Source organism: Actinomadura sp. ATCC 39365, from assembly GCF_054392275.1.
The window spans coordinates 11,156,193-11,173,239 of sequence record NZ_CP184335.1 but is presented as its reverse complement, the minus strand read 5'-3'; the positions used below and the strand labels follow the sequence as shown (position 1 = coordinate 11,173,239).

Sequence of the window (17,047 nt, the reverse complement as noted above, 5' to 3'; positions counted from 1 at the left end):
GCGAGGCTGCCTCACATGACTCGCTTCAGATGCCACGATCACGGTGAGGACTGCTGGTTCGCCGACATCGACGACCAGGAGTGCGCGGGCCGGTTCGCCGCCTACGTCTTCGACGAGGTGTTCAGGTCCGGCGAAGCCGTACCCGCCTGACCGCGTGGTCGGCGCCCTTCTGCAGGACGAGATCGGCGCGTCCCCTGGTGGGGGCGATGTTCTCGACCAGGTTGCGCTCGTTGATGTCGCGCCACACGTTGACCGCGAAGTCCGTGGCCTGCTCGTAGGTGAGCTCGGCGATGTACTTGAAGTAGGACTTCGGGTCCTCGAAGGCCGTGCGGCGCAGCTTGTGGAACCGTTCGACGTACCAGGTGCGGATGTCCTCGACCTTGGCGTCCACGTAGATGGAGAAGTCGAAGTAGTCGTTGACGGCCAGGGACGTGGGCGGGGCGGGCTGGAGGACGTTCAGGCCCTCGATGATCAAAATGTCTGGATTTTTCACGACCTGGCGGGCGCCGGGGACGATGTCGTACTCCAGATGGCTGTAGACCGGCGCGTACGCCTCGGGAGCGCCCGCCTTGACCTCCGCCACGAACCTGACCAGCGCGCGCCGGTCGTAGCTCTCCGGGAAGCCCTTGCGCTGCATGATGCCCTTGGCCTCCAGCACCGCGTTGGGGTAGAGGAAGCTGTCGGTGGTGATCAGCTCCACGTGCGGGTGCTCGGGCCAGCGGGCCAGCAGGGTGTGCAGCAGCCGCGCCGTGGTCGACTTGCCGACCGCGACGCTCCCGGCGATGCCCAGGATGTACGGCACGCGCGTCCCCGCATCGCCGAGGAAGGCGCTCAGCACGCTGCTGCGCTGCTTGGACCCGGTGAAGTGCAGGTTGAGCAGCCGGGTCAGGGGGAGATAGATGTCGGTGACCTCGGTGAGGTCGATGGGGTCATCGACGCCGCGCAGGTCTTCCAGCTCGTCTGCGGTGAGAGTCAAGGGCGTGTTCTTGCGGAGCTCGCTCCACTGCTCCCTGCTCAGTTCCACGTAGCCGTTGTTCACCTAGGCAGCGTAGCGATGGGGGACAAATGCGATCATGGGCGGGTGCGCCGCGGCGGATATCCACAACCTGTGGATAAAAACGTGGGATTACCAAAGGATGATTCCGGGAAGAAAGACCGGTCCTGACGATCCGGGCGTGCCGGAACCGGCGGGCGGCTACTGTTCCGGACGTAGCCTCCCGGGAGGTCTTGTGGATCGCCGTCGCTTCCTCGCCAACGTGCTGGCCGTGGCCGGGCCCTTCGCCGGGGTCGCCTGCGCCGGGGCCAGGGGCGGCGTGCGGCCCGCCGTCGGCTACGGGCCCTTGAGACCGGTCGCCGACCTGCGCGACGGCAAGGTGCGCCTGCACCTCCCCGACGGGTTCCGGTACCGCTCGTTCAGCGCCGCGGGCGAGAAGTTCTCCGACGGCACCACCGTCCCGGGCAGGCATGACGGCATGGCGGCCTTCAGCGGCCCCAAGGGGAGCACGATCCTCGTCCGCAACCACGAGGTCACCGGCCCGGTCGGCGCGTTCGGCGACAAGGACACCGCCTACGACCCGGCGGCCGGCGGCGGCACCTCGACCCTCCACGTCACCCGCCACGGCGAGGTGATCAGGAGCGGCCCCTCGCTCAACGGCACCATGACCAACTGCTCCGGCGGGCCCATGCCCTGGCGGGCCTGGGTGAGCTGCGAGGAGACGGTCAACGGCCCCGACGTGGGCGACGACCCGTCCGGCGGCGACAACAGCAAGCTCAAGCGCAGGCACGGCTACCTGTTCGAGGTGCCGGTCGGCGGGGTCGCGAGTGCGCGCCCGATCAGGTCGGCCGGCCGCTTCCCGCACGAGTCGGCCGCCTTCGACCCCTCCACCGGAGCCGTCTACCTCACCGAGGACAACTTCTCCTTCCCCTCCGGCTTCTACCGCTACCTGCCGCCCAAGCACCCGATGCGGGAGGGGCGGCTGCTCGACGGCGGCCGGCTGCAGATGCTCGCCGTCAGCGGCGTCGAGCGCGCCGACCTGTCGCGCGGGCAGCGGGCGGGGGCCGCCTACGCCACTCGCTGGGTGGACATCGACGAGCCCGACCCCCGCTTCACCGGCAGGCCGCCGTACGAGGAGGCCGTCCAGGCGGTGGGCCGGCAGGGGCGCGCGGGCGGCGCGGCGATCTTCGCCAGGCTGGAGGGCGCGGTCTTCCACCAGGGCGTGGTGTACTTCGTCTCCACCCAGGGCGGGGCCACCGCGCCGGGTGACCGGCCGCCTCCCGGGTTCGGCGACGGGCGGGGCCAGGTGTGGGCGTACGAGACGTGGAGCGGGCGGCTCAGGCTGGTCTACGAGTCGCCGCGCTCGTCGGCGCTCGACCTGCCCGACAACGTGACCGTCAGCCGGCGCGGCACGCTGGTGCTCTGCGAGGACGGCGACGGCGACAACTTCCTGCGCGGCCTCACCAGGACGGGCGAGATCTTCGACTTCTGCCGCCTCCAGCCGATCCCGGGCGATCCGGGCGCCGAGTTCGCCGGCTCGACGTTCGGGCCGGGCGGCCAGACGCTCTATGTCAACGTCCAGGCCGTCCAGGGGCGGTCGTTCGCCATCTGGGGGCCGTGGGAGCGCGGCCTGTTCTGAGTAGCCTGGGACGATGATCCTGGGTATCGGAGTGGACATCGTCGACATCGCCCGCTTCGAGGCGGCTCTCGAACGTACACCGCAGCTGCGCGAGCGGCTGTTCACCGACATCGAACGGCCGCTGCCGGCGCACTCGCTGGCCGCCAGGTTCGCCGCCAAGGAGGCCGTGGCCAAGGCGCTCGGCGCGCCCAGGGGGCTCGGGCACCTGGAGGCCGAGGTGCGCTGCGACGAGCTGGGCAAGCCCGAGCTGCACGTGTCGGGCAAGGTCGCCGAGGTGGCCTACGGCCTCGGGGTCAAGCGCTGGCACCTGTCGCTCAGCCATGACGGGGGCGTCGCCGTGGCCTATGTGATCGCGGAGGGATAGCTTCGGATCATGCGCGCGAGGGAGTGCCGTCGCGTGGCGGAGCGGCGGGAGCGAAGCGACCAGAGCGGGGAAGGGCGGCGGCATATGGCGACCGAGCAGCCGAACGGAGTGAGGCCATGAGGACCGCCTACACCGCCGACCAGATCCGGGACGCCGAGCGCACGCTGATGGCTCGCCTGCCCGAGGGCACCCTCATGCAGCGGGCCGCCCACGGTCTCGCCGCCGCCTGCGCCGACCTGCTGGGCCGGGTGTACGGCGCCCGCGTCGTGCTCCTGGTCGGCAGCGGCGACAACGGCGGTGACGCCCTCTACGCAGGTGAGCGCCTGGCCCGCCGGGGAGCCAGGGTCGAGGCGGTCCTGGCCGGCGCCAAGACGCACGAGCTCGGCCTGCGCGCCTTCCTCGACGCCGGAGGCCGCGTGGCCGGCCCACCAGCCGTCCGGGACGCCGACCTGATCGTGGACGGGCTGGTGGGCATCGGGGCCACGGGCGCGCTGCGCGAGCCGTACGCCCGGCTGGCCGAGGAGGCGAACGCGGCCCACGGCACGATCGTCGCGGTCGACGTGCCCAGCGGCGTCGAGGCGAGCACCGGGCGGGTCGCGGGCGCGGCGGTGCGGGCGCGGGTGACGGTGACGATGGGGGCGTACAAGACGGGGCTGCTGGTCGATCCGGGCGCCGCGCACACGGGCCGGGTCGAGCTGGTCGACATCGGGCTCGGCCCCTTCCTGCCCGACCCCGACGTCGCGGCGCTGACCCGCGCGGACGTGGAGGACCTGCTGCCCAGGCCGGGCAACGAGTCCGACAAATACCGCAGGGGCGTGCTCGGGGTGGCCGCGGGCAGCGACCTGTACACCGGCGCGGCCGTGCTGGCCGTGGGCGGCGCGCTGCGGGCGGGCGCGGGCCTGGTCCGCTACGCGGGCACCCACGAGCCGGTCCAGCAGGTGCGCGCCCATTGGCCGGAAGCGGTGATCACCCCGCTCGACCGGCCGTCCATCGAGGGCGTGGGCCGCGTCCAGGCGTGGCTGCTCGGCCCGGGGCTCGGCACCGGCGACTGGGCGCACGAGCTGGCCGCCAGAGTGCTGGCCTCGGACGTCCCCGTGCTGATCGACGCCGACGGGCTCACGCTGGTGGCCCGCGACCGGTCGTTGCTGCGCAGGCGGGCGCCCGTGCTGATCACGCCGCACGCGGGCGAGCTGTCCCGGCTGATCGGCGTGAGCCGCGACGACATCGAGGCCGCCCGGCTGGAGCACGCCCGCCGGGCCGCGGCCGAGCTGGGCGTGACCGTGCTGCTCAAGGGCTCGACCACGGTGGTGGCCGAGGAGGCCAGGCCGGTCCGCGTCAACGAGACCGGCACGTCGTGGCTGGCCACCGGGGGCACCGGCGACGTGCTGTCGGGCGTGGCGGGCGCGCTGCTGGCCCAGGGGCTGTGCTGTTACGACGCGGGTTCGGTCGGCGCGTACGTGCACGGGCTGGCCGGCCGGCTGGCCGCCCGCGGCGCCCCGCTCACGGCGGCCGGGGTGGCGGCGGCCGTTCCGGAGGCCATCCGCTCCGTCCACGGCGAACCCCGTCCCTGAGCGGCGCGAACCGCGCTCGACCACCCGTCTGAGCTGCCACACTGGAGAGATGTACTCCTCGATGGCCACCCCCGCCGAGGCGCGGGTCGACCTGTCCGCCATCCGGCACAACGTGACCCTGCTGAAGGAGCGGGCGGGCGGCGCCGAGCTGATGGGGGCCGTCAAGGCCGACGCCTACGGGCACGGGCTGGTGCCCTCGGCCAGGGCCGTCCTGGAGGGCGGCGCGTCCAGGCTGGGCACGGCCTTCGTCGCCGAGGCGCTCGCGCTGCGCGACGGCGGCGTCACCGCGCCCGTGCTGGCCTGGCTGATCACCCCCGGCGAGCCCCTCGACCGGGCCGTGGCCCACGACATCGAGCTGTCGGCCGCCCATGAGGGCCTGCTCGACGAGATCGCGGCCGCCGCCCGGCGCGTGGGCCGTCCGGCCAAGCTGCACCTGGAGGCCGACACCGGCATGAGCAGGGGCGGCGCGCCGCTGGCCGCCTGGCCGGGCCTGCTGAGCAGGGCGCTCGCGCTGCGGGCGGAGGGCGTCGTCGAGATCGTCGGCCTGTGGTCCCACTTCGCCTGCGCCGACCTGCCCGGCCATCCCTCGGTCGAGCAGCAGCTGGAGGCGTTCGAGAGCGCGCTGAAGCAGGCCGAGCAGGCGGGCGCCGCCGGGTCGTCGGTGATCAGGCACCTGGCCAACTCGGCCGCCGTCATGACCCTGCCCGCCGCCCGCTTCGACCTGGTCAGGCCGGGCATCGCCATGTACGGCCTGAGCCCCGTCCCCGAGCTGGGCGACTTCGGGCTGCGTCCGGCCATGACCCTGACGGCCAGGATCGCGCTCGTCAAGCGGGTCCCTCAGGAGTCGGGGGTCTCCTACGGTCACCTCTACGTCACCGACCACGAGACCACCCTCGGCCTCGTGCCGCTCGGCTACGCCGACGGCATACTCCGGCACGCGTCGGGAAGAGCCGAGGTGCTGGCGGGCGGGCGCCGCCGGAAAGTGGCGGGCCGGGTGTGCATGGACCAGTTCGTGATCGACGTCGGCGACGACCCCTTGTCGCCGGGCGACGAGGTGGTGCTGTTCGGTCCCGGCGACGGGGGCGAGCCGACTGCCCAGGAATGGGCGGATACCCTCGGCACGATCACTCATGAGATCGTGACCAGGATCGGTTCCCGGGTGCCACGGGTCCACCAGCATGTGACGGCGGGCACTCCGGAGCGGCCATGAGCGGAGAAGGATCGGGGACATGACGACGACAACACGGCGGCGCAGGGTCGGAATCGCCGGCGCGATCGTCGGAGCGGCGTCGGCCGGTGTCGCGGCGGCGGCTCTGGCCAAGCGCTACGCGGTCGGCCGGATCAGGCTGCGGCACGACGAGGAGGCCAGCGAGCCGTTCGGCGAGCTGCGCGGCAGGGAGCGCACGCTCGTCACCTCCGACGGGGTGGCCCTCCACGTCGAGATCGACGGCCCCGAGGACGCGCCGCTGACGATCGTGATGTGCCACGGCTACTGCCTCAACCTCGAATCGTGGCACTACCAGCGCAAGGAGCTGCGCGAGAACCACCGCGTGGTGCTGTGGGACATCCGCTCCCACGGCCGCTCGCAGCGCGGCACGGCCGACGACAGCACGATCGACCGGCTGGGCCAGGACCTCGCCGAGGTGATCGAGGAGTTCGTGCCCGGCCCGTGCGTGGTGGTCGGCCACTCGATGGGCGGCATGACGATCATGGCGCTCGCCGACAGCCATCCTGAGCTGTTCGGCGACAAGATCCGGGCGGTCGCCCTCATCGCGACCTCGGCGGGCAAGCTGGCCGAGCTGACGCTGGGGCTGCCGGCGATGGTGTCCAAGGCCGTGCACAAGGTGGCGCCGTCCACGGTGTCGCTGCTGGGCAGGAAGGGCGCGCTGATCGACAGGACCCGGCACGCGGGCAGCGACATCGCGTTCCTGATCACCCGCTACATGGGCTTCGGCGACTCCGCGAACGTGAGCCCGACCGTGGTCGACTTCGCCGAGTCGATGATCAGGCAGACCCCCACCGAGGTGTTCGCCGCCTTCTACCCGGCCCTGATGAACCACGACAAGCTGTCCGCGCTGCACGTACTCGACCCGGTCCCGACCGCCATCGTCTACGGCGAGCGCGACTGGCTGACCCCGCCCGACCACAGCAGGGCCATCGCGGCGGCGCTGCCCAAGGCGCAGGTCACCGAGATTCCCGACACCTCCCACCTGATCCAGCTGGAGCGCCCGGGGATCGTCAACGACGCGCTGCGCGACCTGATCAAGCGAGTGGAGTTGTAGTGCGACTGGCGACAGCGGAGGACATGCGGGCCTACGGCGCGCGCCTGGCGGCCCACCTGCGGCCCGGCGACCTGATCGTGCTGTCCGGCCCGCTCGGCGCGGGCAAGACCACGCTCGTCCAGGGCATCGCGGAAGGTCTCAAGGTACGCGGGCCGATCACCTCGCCCACCTTCGTGATCGCCAGGGTGCACCCGTCGTTGCGGCAGGGGCCGCCCCTGGTGCACGCCGACGCCTACCGGCTCGGCGGCGACCTGGAGGTCGACGACCTCGACCTCGACGCCTCGCTGGAGGAGTCGGTCACCGTGGTCGAGTGGGGCGAGGGCCTGGTCGAGGGGCTGGCCGAAGACCGGCTGGAGATCCACATCGACCGCGAGACCGGCGACGACGCCCGCCTGGTGACCCTGCGCGGGGTGGGCGACCGATGGGCCGACACGCCGTCTGATCCGGCCGAAGGCTAAAACCTCCGTCAATTTCCGGCAAAGCTGTCACCCTTGACGTACCTGACCGAAGACATAAATCATGATCGTTGGTCAGGGATTTGCCCAGAATTTCTGGGTATCAGGAGGGGCGACATCCACATTTTTGGTGGATGCTGGGTGCAAGACGGCAAAGTGGGGTGCGGCGGTGCTCAGGGTCAGGCGAGTCGCGTACGCGGGTGCCATCATGGTGGTCGGGCTGACCGGGTGTGCGGCCTCGGCCGAGACCACACCGACAGGCACACCGACGGCCACAGCCACGACGTCCACCACCGCCACCACGACGACCACGGCCACGACCACCCCGACCGCCCCGCCGGCCACCAAGAGGCCGAGCATCGCGGTCCAGGTCAACCCCGACCGGGTCACCGCGGGGGAGACGTCCAAGGTGTGGATCCTGGCCAACTGCCCGCTGCCGTCCGGCGGCCCGGCCCACACCGGCACCGCGACCTCGCGGGCGTTTCTCAACGGCGTCCCGCTCAACCCCGTGCCGGCCGGGTCGGCCACGCCGACCGCGACCAGCAGCCCGGCGAACGGCTCGCCCTGGGTGCGGGGCGAGGCGACGGTCTCCGGCACGGTCAAGCGCGGCTCGTACACCGTCGACGTCAAGTGCGACGGCACCAACGACGTCGGCAAGGCCACGCTCAGGGTGGCCAGGGCCGAGGCCGACCCGACCGGCGTGCCCACCAAGGCGCCCAAGGCGGGCGGCGGCGGCACCTTCGGCCGTGACGTCGACGACGAGTCCTCGATCCCGCTGGGCCCGGCCGGCGCGCTGGTGGCCCTGGTCCTCGTCGGAGGCGCGGTCGTGATGGTCAAGCGGCGCAGCCGGGCTTGACCGATGGCACGTCCAGGACGGGTGGTGCTCGCGGGCGCCGTCACGGGCCTGCTGCTGGTCGCCTTCGGCAAGAGCATGCAGAACTCCTCCACCCCGGCGGCGAGCGTGGTGCCCAAGAGCATCGACATCCCGTCGCTCGATCTTGAGGCCCCGCTGATGAAGCTCGGGCTGAGCAAGGACGGCGAGGTCGAGCTGCCGCCGTACGAGAAGCCGAAGATGGCCGGCTGGTACAGCGGCAGCGCGGTGCCCGGCGAGAAGGGCGCCTCGGTGATCATCGGCCACGTCGACACCAAGACCGCCCCCGCCGTGTTCTACAAGCTCAGGCAGTTGCGCAAGGGCGAGACCGTCAAGGTGGAACGCAGCGACGGCAAGGTCGTCAGCTTCAGGGTGGACGCCATCGAGCAGGTCTCCAAGGACCACTTCCCCGCCCGGCGGGTGTACGTCGACGACGGGCTGAAACTCGTCACCTGCGGCGGAAAGTTCGACTCCGCCAAAGGCGAATATGTCGACAACATCATCGTCTACGCGTCCCGAGCCTGATCATGGAGTAATGAGCACTGACCACAACCCGCCGGCGTCCGGCGCCCGGGTGCCCTGGCACGAGGTCCATCCACTGGTGCGCGAGGCGGTCGAGGGCTTCCTCGGCAGCCGCGTCGTGGAGGCCGTCACCCAGGAGGGCGGCTTCTCGCCGGCGGCCGCGGTGCGCCTGCGGACCGAGGACGGCCGGCGCGCGTTCGTCAAGGCCGTCGGTCCCGAGCCCAACCCCGACAGCGTGCGCATCTACCGCTCCGAGCTCAGGAACGCCGCCGCGCTCCCCGAGTCGGTCCCCGCGCCCAAGCTGCTGACGGCGTTCGAGCTGGAGGGCTGGGTGACCCTGGTCTTCGAGGATGTCGAGGCCGCGCACCCCGCGATGCCGTGGCGGCGCGACGAGCTCGACCGGGTGTTCACGGCCCTGAAGGAGATGTCCGCCGCGCTCACCCCGTCGCCGATCGAGGCTCCCACGGTCGGCGAGCTCCTGGACGACTCCTTCCAGGGCTGGCGCAGACTCCTCGGCGAGGACACCGCCGGGCTCGACCCGTGGGCGCTGCGCCACCTGCCCGAGCTGGCCGAACTGGAGTCCGGCTGGGCGACGGCGGCGGCCGGCGACACCCTCGTCCACGCCGACCTGCGGGCCGACAACATCCTGCTCACGCCCGACCGCGTCTACGTGGTCGACTGGCCGTGGGCCTGCCTGGCCGCGCCCTGGTACGACCAGGTGGCCATGCTGCCGTCGGTCGGCATGCAGGGCGGTCCCGCCCCCCACGAGCTGTTCGACGATCCCGACCCGGCGGTCACCGCCGTGCTCGCGGCCCAGACCGGCTACTTCGTCCGGAACGGCCGGCTGCCGGATCCGCCTGGCCTGCCCACGCTCAGGGCGTTCCAGCGGGCGCAGGGAGTGGTCGCGCTGGAGTGGCTCAAACGGCGTACCGGCTGGGTGTGACCCGTCCGGCGGGTAGGCTAAACAGTCGTGCTGGTCCTGGCCTTTGATACCGCGACGCCCGCCGTCACCGCCGCCCTCCACGACGGCGAGCGGGTGCTCGCCGAGTCCACGACGATCGACGCCCGCCGCCACGGCGAGCTGCTCGTCCCCACCATCGAACGCGTGCTGACCGAGTCGGGCGCCGCCCTGCGCGACGTGACGGCCCTCGTCGCGGGCAGCGGCCCCGGGCCCTACACGGGCCTGCGCGTCGGCCTGATGACCGCCCAGGGGCTCGCGACGACGCTCGCCGTGCCCGCGTACGGCATCTGCACCCTCGACGCGGTCGCCTACGGCAGCGGGCTCGGCGAGCCGTTCCTGGTCGCCACCGACGCCCGGCGCAAGGAGGTGTTCTGGGCGCGCTACCAGGACATGCGCACGCGTGCCGACGGCCCGTTCGTCGACCGGCCCGCCGACGTGCCCGTCGAGGGCCTGCCGGTCGTGGGCGCCGGCGCCGGGCTCTACCCCGACGTCCTGGGCCGCCACGACGCCCCGCCCTACCCCTACGCGGGCGCGCTGGCCGCGCTGGCCGCCGAGCGGCTGGCCGCGGGCGTGCCGCTCGACCCGCCGCGGCCCATCTACCTGCGCAGGCCCGACGCCGTGGTGCCGGGCGCGCCCAAGAGGGTGACGGCGTGAGACTGCGGCCGATGACCGAGGCCGACCTGCCCGCGGTCATGGCGATCGAGCGGGCCACGTTCCCGCTCGACGCGTGGAGCGAGGGCATGATGCGCGGCGAGCTGGCCGACATGCCGCGTTCGCGCCACTACGTGGTGGCCCTGGCCGACGACGAGATCGTCGCCTACGCCGGCATCGCGGTCGCCGCCGACCAGGCCGACGTGCAGACCATCGCCGTGCTGGAGAAGCACCAGGGCACCGGCTTCGGCAGCGCGATGCTGACCGAGCTGCTGGCCGAGGCGCGGCGCAGGGGCGCGCGCGAGATCTTCCTGGAGGTACGCGCCGACAACCCGCGCGCCCAGGCCGTCTACCGGCATTTCGAGTTCGAGGAGATCGGCACCCGCCGCCGCTACTACGACGACGGCACCGACGCGATCATGATGAGAAGGAAGCTGGATGGCTGACGCACCCCTGGTCCTGGGCATCGAGACGTCGTGCGACGAGACCGGCATCGGCATCGTCAGAGGCCACACGCTCCTCGCCAACACCATCGCCTCCAGCATGGACGAGCACGCCAGATACGGCGGCGTGGTGCCCGAGGTCGCCTCCCGCGCCCACCTGGAGGCCATGACGCCCACCGTCGAGGCGGCGCTGGCCGAGGCCGGGCTCAAGTTCTCCGACATCGACGCCATCGCCGTCACCGCCGGGCCGGGCCTGGCCGGGGCGCTGCTGGTGGGCGTGGCCGCCGCCAAGTCGTACGCGCTGGGCCTCGGCGTCCCGCTCTACGGCGTCAACCACCTGGCCGCCCACGTGGCCGTCGACCAGCTCGAACACGGGCCGCTGCCCAAGCCGTGCATCGCCATGCTGGTCTCCGGCGGCCACTCCTCGCTGCTGCTGGTGCCCGACGTGGCCCAAGACGTCATCTCGCTCGGCTCGACCGTCGACGACGCGGCCGGCGAGGCGTTCGACAAGGTGGCCCGGGTGCTCGGGCTGCCCTTCCCCGGCGGCCCGCACATCGACAGGGCCGCCCGCGAGGGCTCCGGCACGGCCGTGACCTTCCCCCGCGGCAAGATCGACGACGGCACGCTCGACTTCTCCTTCTCCGGGCTCAAGACCGCCGTCGCCCGCTGGGTCGAGGCGCGCGAGGCGTCCGGGCAGTCGATCCACGTGCCCGACGTGGCCGCCTCCTTCCAGGAGGCCGTGGTCGACGTGCTGACCCGCAAGGCGTTGCAGGCGTGCAAGAAGTACGACGTGCACGACCTGCTGATCGGCGGCGGCGTGGCGGCCAACTCGCGGCTGCGGGCGCTGGCCCAGGAGCGCTGCGACGCGGCGGGCGTGCGGCTGCGCGTGCCCCGGCCGGGATTGTGCACCGACAACGGGGCCATGGTCGCCGCCCTGGGGTCCGACCTGGTGGCGGCGGGGATCACCCCCTCGACGCTGGAGATCCCGGCGGACTCGTCGCTGCCGATCACGACGGTCCACGTCTGAGCCCTGGCGGCGGGGCGTTCCCCCGCCGCCAAGCGGTGCTCAGTCCTTCGTCCTGGTGGGCCGGAGCAGGGCCTCGGCCAGCGCCAGCATGGTCTCCTCCAGCGCGGCCAGCCGCTTGGTGAGGTCGTCGGTGGCCGGCTGCACGATGCCGCTGACCGTCTCGCTCAGCTCGTCGCGGTCGGGCCGGGAACGCACCAGCTCGGTGAGCGCGTCGGCGGCGGCCGACAGGCGGTCGGCCTGCGCGCCGGCCTGCGACTCGATGAGCTCGCCGACCCGCTCGGGGATGGCCAGGGCGGCCGGGAGCTGGCTGACGTGCTGGTTCATGGCCTCGATGCGGTCGTCGACCGACTCCAGGTGCTCGCCGGCCTGATCGGCGCGGGCGGCCAGGCCGTTGAGGTGCGTGTCGAGGCCGTTGAAGCGGCTGTCGAGCCCGCTGAACTGGCCGTCGAGGGTGTCGAACCGGGTGATCAGGTGCTCTTCCGCCTCGACCAGCCGCTCGTCGATCGACTCCATCTGGTTGTCGAGCTTGTTGAAGCGGCCCTCGCTGCGCACGGCGGTCTCGGCCAGGCGCTGGTCGGTGGCCGACGCGCGGTCGTCGAGCGCGCTCAGGCGGCCGTCGAGGGCGTCGAAGCGGTCGTCGTGGCGGACGAGGTGGCCGTCGATGGTGCCCATGCGCTTGCCGAGGCCGCCGAGCTGGCCGTCGACCGAGGTGAGGCGCTTGTCGACGCCGCTGATGCGGCCGTCGACGCCGTCGAGCCTGGTGTCGATGTCGGCCAGGCACTCGTCGGCCGACTCCAGCCGGCCGTCGAACCCGGTGAGCCGGGTGTCGAGGCCCATGAGCCGGCCCTCGACCCGGTCGAGCCGGGAGTCGACGCCGTCGAGCCGCCCGCTGAGCCGCAGCTCGCTCTCCCCGAGCTGGACGGCGAGGTGCTGGTCGGCCTCGTCGAGACGGGCGGTGAGCCGCTGCTCGACGTCGGCCAGCCGGACCGTGAGCCGCTGGTCGCCCTCGTCGAGCCTGGCGGCCAGGCGCTCGTCGGCGCGGTCGAGCCGCTCGTTCAGGCGCTGGGTCAGCCGCTCGTCGGTCTCGTCGAGGCGGCCGGCCAGGCGTTTGTCGGCCTCGTCGAGGCGGGCGGCGATGTGCAGGTCGGTGTCGTCGAGCCGGCCGGTCAGGCGCTGCTCGGCCGCGTCGATCTTGACGGCGACCTGCTGCGACGTGGCCGCGACGCTCTCGGCCAGCTCGCCGACCACGCTCTCGACCCGCTCGGCGCGGCCCGACAGGTCGGCCACCGACTTGTCGAGCCGGGTGAAACGGCTGGCCGCGGCCTCCATGCTGGAGTTGAGCTGCGTCAGCTTGGCGGCGAAGTCGGACATGTTCTGGGTGATGCCGTCGGTGGTGTCGAGCACCGACTGCAGGCGGTTGAGCGCCTCGTCGACGGCCTCGCCCACGGTGCCCAGATCCGCCCACAGGCTCGGCAGCTCGGCCACCGGCGCGACCCGGGCGTCGACGTGGCCGATCTTCTCCCCGACGGCGTCGACGTGGTCGCGCACGGCCTCGACGTGCTGGGCCAGGCCCTCCGCCCACATCGGCGGCTTGGCGGTGATGTCGTCGAGCCGCCCGCTCACCGCCTCGAGGGTGCCGCTCAGGCCGCCGAGCTCGCGTTCGCGCACCTCGCGCAGCAGCCACTCCATGCCTTCAAGACGCTGGCGGATCTCGTCGAGCACGGCTCCCTGGGTGCGCTGCTCGTAGACATGGTCCTGGGCGGCGCGCGCGAGGAGGTCTCGCATCCTCTCGGAGATGGCGGACTGGCCGCCTGCCTGAAGAAGGGTGGTGTGGTTGGAATGGTCCACCGAAAGGCTCCTTCGCTCGCCGACGGTCTGCCGCGCAGCGGTGGGATAGGTCCGGTTTGCAGATGAAAGGGCGAGTACGCGGGTTACCGCATAAGGGGGAGAACTCCCGCCCGTCCACCTTAGCCTTTCGATCAAGGTCAGGCGGCGTCGAAGTGAAAGATCGTATTTAGCGGAAGAATGACCGCTTTGGATTGTTCAGGCAGGTGGGATGGGGTTGCAGATGATAACTGAAGGCTTATCGAGAATGCGGGTCAGGATAATGACGACCGAGTTCTCGCCGGAAAGCCGGAGATCGGCGCGCAGGCGTTCGATGTCGATCGCGGACGCGCGTTTCTTGATGGTGACATTCCCGATCCGCCGTTCACGGAGAGCCGCGCGGAGCTTTTTCAGCGAGAACGGCATGACCTCGTCCACCTCGTACCCGGAGGCCCACGGGGTGTGCCTGGGCTCGTCGGCGGTGATGTAGGCGATCATGGGGTCGGGCAGGCGTCCGCCGATCATCTCGGCCACCTCGCCCACGAGGTGCGCCCGGATCGCGGCGCCGTCGGGCTCGTAGACGTAGCGGCCCACCGGGCCGACGGCGGCCTGGGCCCCGGTGGCGGCCAGGCTGTGGCCGCCGGGCAGCAGGGTGGCGCGCCGGGCGGGGCCGGTCCGGGAGCCGGTCCAGATGGTGGCCTCCTTGACCTCGCCCTTGTAGGAGACCCATTCGGCCTCCGCGCCCTCGGGGATGAACTCGTACGGGATGCCGGGGGCGACCTTCAGGCAGGCCCGCGGCGCCCGCGCGACCAGGTCGAGCACGACCGGCCAGGGCGGCGAGTAGGCCATGGGATCGAACGTCCGGCCCTTGCCGCTGCGCCGGGCCGGGTCGGCGAACAGCGCGTCGTACTCCTCGGGCCGGACCAGCGCCGCGTCGCCCACGCGCACCCGCACCCGGTCGGCCAGCCCGAGCGCGTCGGCGTTGGCGCTCGCCACGGCGACGGTCAACGGGTCGAGGTCGACGGCGTCGACGGCGCAGCCGGCGCGGGCCAGTGCGAGGAGGTCGCCGCCGACTCCGCAGCAGGCGTCGATCACCCGCCCGCCGCCCATGCGCCGGGCGCGGTGGTCGGCGACCTCCCGGCGGGTGGACTGCTCCAGGCCGTGCGGGGTGAAGTACATGACCGCGGCGTCCGCGCCGAACTTCGCCGCGGCGCGCTCACGCAGCGCCGCCTGCGTCAGCGCGGCGGAGGTGAGCGCCGCGTCGTAGGTGCGGCGCAGCCTGGTCGCCGCCGCGACCGGATCGGTCCCGGCCAGCTCCGCGGCCTCGGCGAGCGCCCGCTGCCCGCGCGGGGTCAGCAGCTCGCCGAAGGCGTCGAGATCCATGTACGCACTCCGCTCACAACTCAGGATCGCTCACAACTCGGGGCCGCTCACAACTCGGGGCCGCTCACGACTCGGGATCGCTCACAGGGAAGTGTCGCCCAGGGACACCAGCAGGCTGCGCAGCAGCCCGGCCAGGGCCTCGCGCTCGCCCTCGGACAGCCCGGCGAGCAGCCGCTCCTCGTTGGCGGCGTGCAGGACGAGCATCTCGTCGGCGACCCTCCTGCCCTCGTCGGTGAGGGCGACCAGCGTCATGCGCCGGTTGTGCGGCGCCGGCCAGCGGTGGACCAGGCCGCGCCGGACCAGGTGGTCCATCCGGTTGGTGAGCGCTCCAGGGCTGACCATGGCCGACGTTGACAGGTCCTTCATGCACATGGTGGCATCGGCGCCGCTGCGCAGCAGCGTGGCCAGCATGTCGAACTCCCACGCCTCCAGCCCGTGCTCGGCCAGGAAGTCCTTGACGCCGCGCTCCAGCAGGCGCGAGGCGCGCGAGACCCGGCCGATCACACCCATCGGGGACACGTCGACGTCGGGCCGTGTCCGCGCCCACTGTCCGAGAATCACGTCCACCGCGTCATCCACGAGGCTCACCCTACCAAAGCTTCGACGTTGAAATGTTTGGGATCGTGCGGTACTGTCCTCAACGTCGAAATGTTCAACGTAGAAATTTTCGAGGTAGGATCATCATGAAGGTGCTGGTGCTGGGCGCGACGGGGTACATCGGCGGCGCGGTGGTCGAGCGGCTGGCCGAGCAGGGGCACGAGGTGGCCGTCCTGGTGCGGCCGGCCGCCGACGGGTCCCGGCGCGTGCCGCGCGTGGCCGACGAGCGTCACGGAGACCTGGCCGACGTCGCGGGGCTGGCCGCCGCGATCACCCCGGACATCGACGCGATCGTGGTCGCCGCCCAGCTCGGCGGCGACAAGGAGGCCGACCTCGCCGCGATCGGCGTGCTCGCCGCGTCGGGCCGGAAGGTGGTCTTCACCAGCGGCGTGTGGGTGCTGGGCGCCACCGCCGACGGGCACGAGGACAGCCCGGCCGACCCGATTCCGCTCGTGGCGTACCGGCACGAGATCGAGCAGCTGGTCATCGACGGCGGCGGCTCGGTGATCCGGCCCGGCGTCGTCCACGGGCGCGGCGGCGGCATCCCCGCCCTGATGCGCGCGCAGGCCGCCGAGCGCGGCGCCGGCGTGTACGTCACCGCCGGCGGCGAGCCGCACACCTGGACGTTCGTGCACGTCGACGACCTGGCCGAGCTCGTCGTGGCCGTCCTGGAGAAGGGCGGCGCCCGCGTCTACCACGGCATCAGCGAGGAGGCCGTGCCGGTCGCCGAGGTGGCCGAGGCGGCGGCCCGGTCCGCGGGCGTCAAGCCGCAGGCCGAGCCCTGGCCGCTGGCCGAGGCGGCCCAGGTGCTGGGAGCGGGCTTCGCCGAGGCGCTGGCGCTCGGCCAGCGCATCAGCGCGACACGCACGCGCGCCGAGCTCGGTTGGAACCCCTCCCGGCCCGGTGTCGTCGCCGATCTGACCGAGGGCTCCTACGTCTGATCGCTCTGAGCAGACGCGTTCGTGTTGACTGTCAAGGCCCTCTTGCATATGTTTCCTGTTGGCACTCTCACCTTGAGAGTGCCAACGTGCGACGAGGCAGGTCTGACACCCGCGACGGCAGGCCCCGCTGGTCGCCTCTTCTAGATCATTCAAATCTGAAGGGGAGGTCCGATCGTGACGACCGCCACCAAGGTTCCCGTTAAGCCGCTCGGCGACCGCATCGTGGTTCAGCCGCTTGAGGCAGAGCAGACCACCGCTTCCGGTCTGGTCATCCCGGACACCGCCAAGGAGAAGCCGCAGGAGGGCAAGGTCCTCGCGGTGGGCCCCGGCAACTGGGATGAGGACGGCGACAAGCGTATTCCGCTCGACGTCTCCGAGGGCGACGTCGTCCTCTACAGCAAGTACGGCGGCACCGAGGTCAAGTACGGCGGCGAGGAGTACCTGGTGCTCTCCGCCCGCGACGTTCTCGCGATCATCGAGAAGTAAGCCGGTTGTGTCGAGCCCCGGGCGCTCTTGAGGGCC

At 72.1% G+C, this 17,047-nt stretch carries 19 protein-coding genes; 15 read left to right on the top strand and 4 right to left on the bottom strand.

From position 1 onward, the window contains the following. Window positions 1–15: 15 nt before the first annotated feature. On the top strand, window positions 16–150 hold the full coding sequence (locus ACNF49_RS53345) for a hypothetical protein (RefSeq protein ID WP_352318657.1): 135 nt from the start codon (window positions 16–18) through the stop codon (window positions 148–150). Here ACNF49_RS53345 and coaA read toward each other — a convergent pair. Further along, a complete protein-coding gene (gene coaA, locus ACNF49_RS53340; protein ID WP_357982807.1) occupies window positions 122–1,024 on the bottom strand; it encodes a type I pantothenate kinase in 903 nt (300 codons plus the stop codon). The two genes, ACNF49_RS53345 and coaA, sit on opposite strands and share 29 nt — an antisense overlap. Before the next feature lie 205 nt (window positions 1,025–1,229). Between coaA and ACNF49_RS53335 the strand changes: the two genes are divergently transcribed. The 12 genes from ACNF49_RS53335 (at window position 1,230) to tsaD (ending at window position 11,780) form a co-directional block, all read left to right on the top strand. Further along, complete coding sequence (locus tag ACNF49_RS53335; RefSeq protein WP_482942411.1) at window positions 1,230–2,633, top strand: PhoX family protein; 1,404 nt, start codon at window positions 1,230–1,232, stop codon at window positions 2,631–2,633. A gap of 13 nt (window positions 2,634–2,646) precedes the next feature. Beyond that, window positions 2,647–2,997 (top strand): holo-ACP synthase, encoded by a 351-nt coding sequence (locus ACNF49_RS53330; protein ID WP_357982729.1) that lies wholly within the window; start codon window positions 2,647–2,649, stop codon window positions 2,995–2,997. Between the two features lie 116 nt (window positions 2,998–3,113). After that, window positions 3,114–4,568: an NAD(P)H-hydrate dehydratase gene (locus tag ACNF49_RS53325; protein WP_482942410.1), complete on the top strand. Its 1,455-nt coding sequence runs from the start codon at window positions 3,114–3,116 to the stop codon at window positions 4,566–4,568. Window positions 4,569–4,629: 61 nt separating this feature from the next. After that, on the top strand, window positions 4,630–5,778 hold the full coding sequence (alr, locus tag ACNF49_RS53320) for an alanine racemase (RefSeq protein ID WP_357982804.1): 1,149 nt from the start codon (window positions 4,630–4,632) through the stop codon (window positions 5,776–5,778). 19 nt (window positions 5,779–5,797) lie between these two features. Next, entirely contained in the window at window positions 5,798–6,850 is a 1,053-nt protein-coding gene (locus ACNF49_RS53315) for an alpha/beta fold hydrolase (RefSeq protein WP_357982723.1), read from the top strand. Further along, on the top strand, window positions 6,850–7,308 hold the full coding sequence (tsaE, locus tag ACNF49_RS53310) for a tRNA (adenosine(37)-N6)-threonylcarbamoyltransferase complex ATPase subunit type 1 TsaE (protein ID WP_357982720.1): 459 nt from the start codon (window positions 6,850–6,852) through the stop codon (window positions 7,306–7,308). The genes ACNF49_RS53315 and tsaE overlap by 1 nt, the downstream gene beginning before the upstream one ends. 166 nt (window positions 7,309–7,474) lie before the next feature. Next, on the top strand, window positions 7,475–8,161 hold the full coding sequence (locus ACNF49_RS53305; RefSeq protein WP_482942409.1) for a hypothetical protein: 687 nt from the start codon (window positions 7,475–7,477) through the stop codon (window positions 8,159–8,161). Window positions 8,162–8,164: 3 nt separating this feature from the next. Next, complete coding sequence (locus tag ACNF49_RS53300) at window positions 8,165–8,701, top strand: class F sortase (RefSeq protein WP_357982714.1); 537 nt, start codon at window positions 8,165–8,167, stop codon at window positions 8,699–8,701. A gap of 10 nt (window positions 8,702–8,711) precedes the next feature. Beyond that, window positions 8,712–9,641, top strand: coding sequence for an aminoglycoside phosphotransferase family protein (locus ACNF49_RS53295; protein ID WP_482942408.1), 930 nt, complete (start codon window positions 8,712–8,714; stop codon window positions 9,639–9,641). Between the two features lie 27 nt (window positions 9,642–9,668). After that, window positions 9,669–10,313 carry a tRNA (adenosine(37)-N6)-threonylcarbamoyltransferase complex dimerization subunit type 1 TsaB gene (gene tsaB / locus ACNF49_RS53290; RefSeq protein ID WP_357982709.1) on the top strand — a complete coding sequence of 215 codons (645 nt, stop codon included), beginning with the start codon at window positions 9,669–9,671 and terminating at the stop codon, window positions 10,311–10,313. A gap of 11 nt (window positions 10,314–10,324) precedes the next feature. Next, entirely contained in the window at window positions 10,325–10,756 is a 432-nt protein-coding gene (gene rimI, locus ACNF49_RS53285; RefSeq protein WP_357982801.1) for a ribosomal protein S18-alanine N-acetyltransferase, read from the top strand. Beyond that, a complete protein-coding gene (tsaD, locus tag ACNF49_RS53280; RefSeq protein ID WP_357982706.1) occupies window positions 10,749–11,780 on the top strand; it encodes a tRNA (adenosine(37)-N6)-threonylcarbamoyltransferase complex transferase subunit TsaD in 1,032 nt (343 codons plus the stop codon). Before rimI ends, tsaD begins: the two co-directional genes overlap by 8 nt. A gap of 39 nt (window positions 11,781–11,819) precedes the next feature. On the opposite strand, the gene ACNF49_RS53275 is transcribed toward tsaD, so the two are convergent. From ACNF49_RS53275 to ACNF49_RS53265, 3 genes are all read right to left on the bottom strand, one after another. Next, entirely contained in the window at window positions 11,820–13,565 is a 1,746-nt protein-coding gene (locus ACNF49_RS53275) for a hypothetical protein (protein ID WP_482942407.1), read from the bottom strand. A gap of 258 nt (window positions 13,566–13,823) precedes the next feature. Beyond that, window positions 13,824–14,987, bottom strand: a complete 1,164-nt coding sequence (locus ACNF49_RS53270) for a class I SAM-dependent methyltransferase (protein WP_482942406.1) — start codon at window positions 14,985–14,987, stop codon at window positions 13,824–13,826. A gap of 81 nt (window positions 14,988–15,068) precedes the next feature. Continuing rightward, window positions 15,069–15,566, bottom strand: a complete 498-nt coding sequence (locus ACNF49_RS53265) for a MarR family winged helix-turn-helix transcriptional regulator (protein ID WP_357982697.1) — start codon at window positions 15,564–15,566, stop codon at window positions 15,069–15,071. A gap of 104 nt (window positions 15,567–15,670) precedes the next feature. Here ACNF49_RS53265 and ACNF49_RS53260 point away from each other — a divergent pair, with 104 nt between their 5' ends. Both ACNF49_RS53260 and groES read left to right on the top strand, forming a co-directional pair. Next, a complete protein-coding gene (locus tag ACNF49_RS53260; protein ID WP_482942405.1) occupies window positions 15,671–16,525 on the top strand; it encodes an NAD-dependent epimerase/dehydratase family protein in 855 nt (284 codons plus the stop codon). Between the two features lie 174 nt (window positions 16,526–16,699). After that, complete coding sequence (gene groES / locus ACNF49_RS53255; RefSeq protein WP_139628731.1) at window positions 16,700–17,011, top strand: co-chaperone GroES; 312 nt, start codon at window positions 16,700–16,702, stop codon at window positions 17,009–17,011. Window positions 17,012–17,047 lie beyond the last annotated feature (36 nt).

Coding starts and splice junctions, on each gene's coding strand:
- ACNF49_RS53345 (WP_352318657.1), top strand. CDS start 16: ATGACTCGCTTCAGATGCCACGATCACGGTGAGGACTGCTGGTTCGCC.
- ACNF49_RS53330 (WP_357982729.1), top strand. CDS start 2,647: ATGATCCTGGGTATCGGAGTGGACATCGTCGACATCGCCCGCTTCGAG.
- ACNF49_RS53325 (WP_482942410.1), top strand. CDS start 3,114: ATGAGGACCGCCTACACCGCCGACCAGATCCGGGACGCCGAGCGCACG.
- alr (WP_357982804.1), top strand. CDS start 4,630: ATGGCCACCCCCGCCGAGGCGCGGGTCGACCTGTCCGCCATCCGGCAC.
- ACNF49_RS53315 (WP_357982723.1), top strand. CDS start 5,798: ATGACGACGACAACACGGCGGCGCAGGGTCGGAATCGCCGGCGCGATC.
- ACNF49_RS53300 (WP_357982714.1), top strand. CDS start 8,165: ATGGCACGTCCAGGACGGGTGGTGCTCGCGGGCGCCGTCACGGGCCTG.
- ACNF49_RS53295 (WP_482942408.1), top strand. CDS start 8,712: ATGAGCACTGACCACAACCCGCCGGCGTCCGGCGCCCGGGTGCCCTGG.
- rimI (WP_357982801.1), top strand. CDS start 10,325: ATGACCGAGGCCGACCTGCCCGCGGTCATGGCGATCGAGCGGGCCACG.
- tsaD (WP_357982706.1), top strand. CDS start 10,749: ATGGCTGACGCACCCCTGGTCCTGGGCATCGAGACGTCGTGCGACGAG.
- ACNF49_RS53275 (WP_482942407.1), bottom strand. CDS start 13,565: ATGCGAGACCTCCTCGCGCGCGCCGCCCAGGACCATGTCTACGAGCAG.
- ACNF49_RS53270 (WP_482942406.1), bottom strand. CDS start 14,987: ATGGATCTCGACGCCTTCGGCGAGCTGCTGACCCCGCGCGGGCAGCGG.
- ACNF49_RS53260 (WP_482942405.1), top strand. CDS start 15,671: ATGAAGGTGCTGGTGCTGGGCGCGACGGGGTACATCGGCGGCGCGGTG.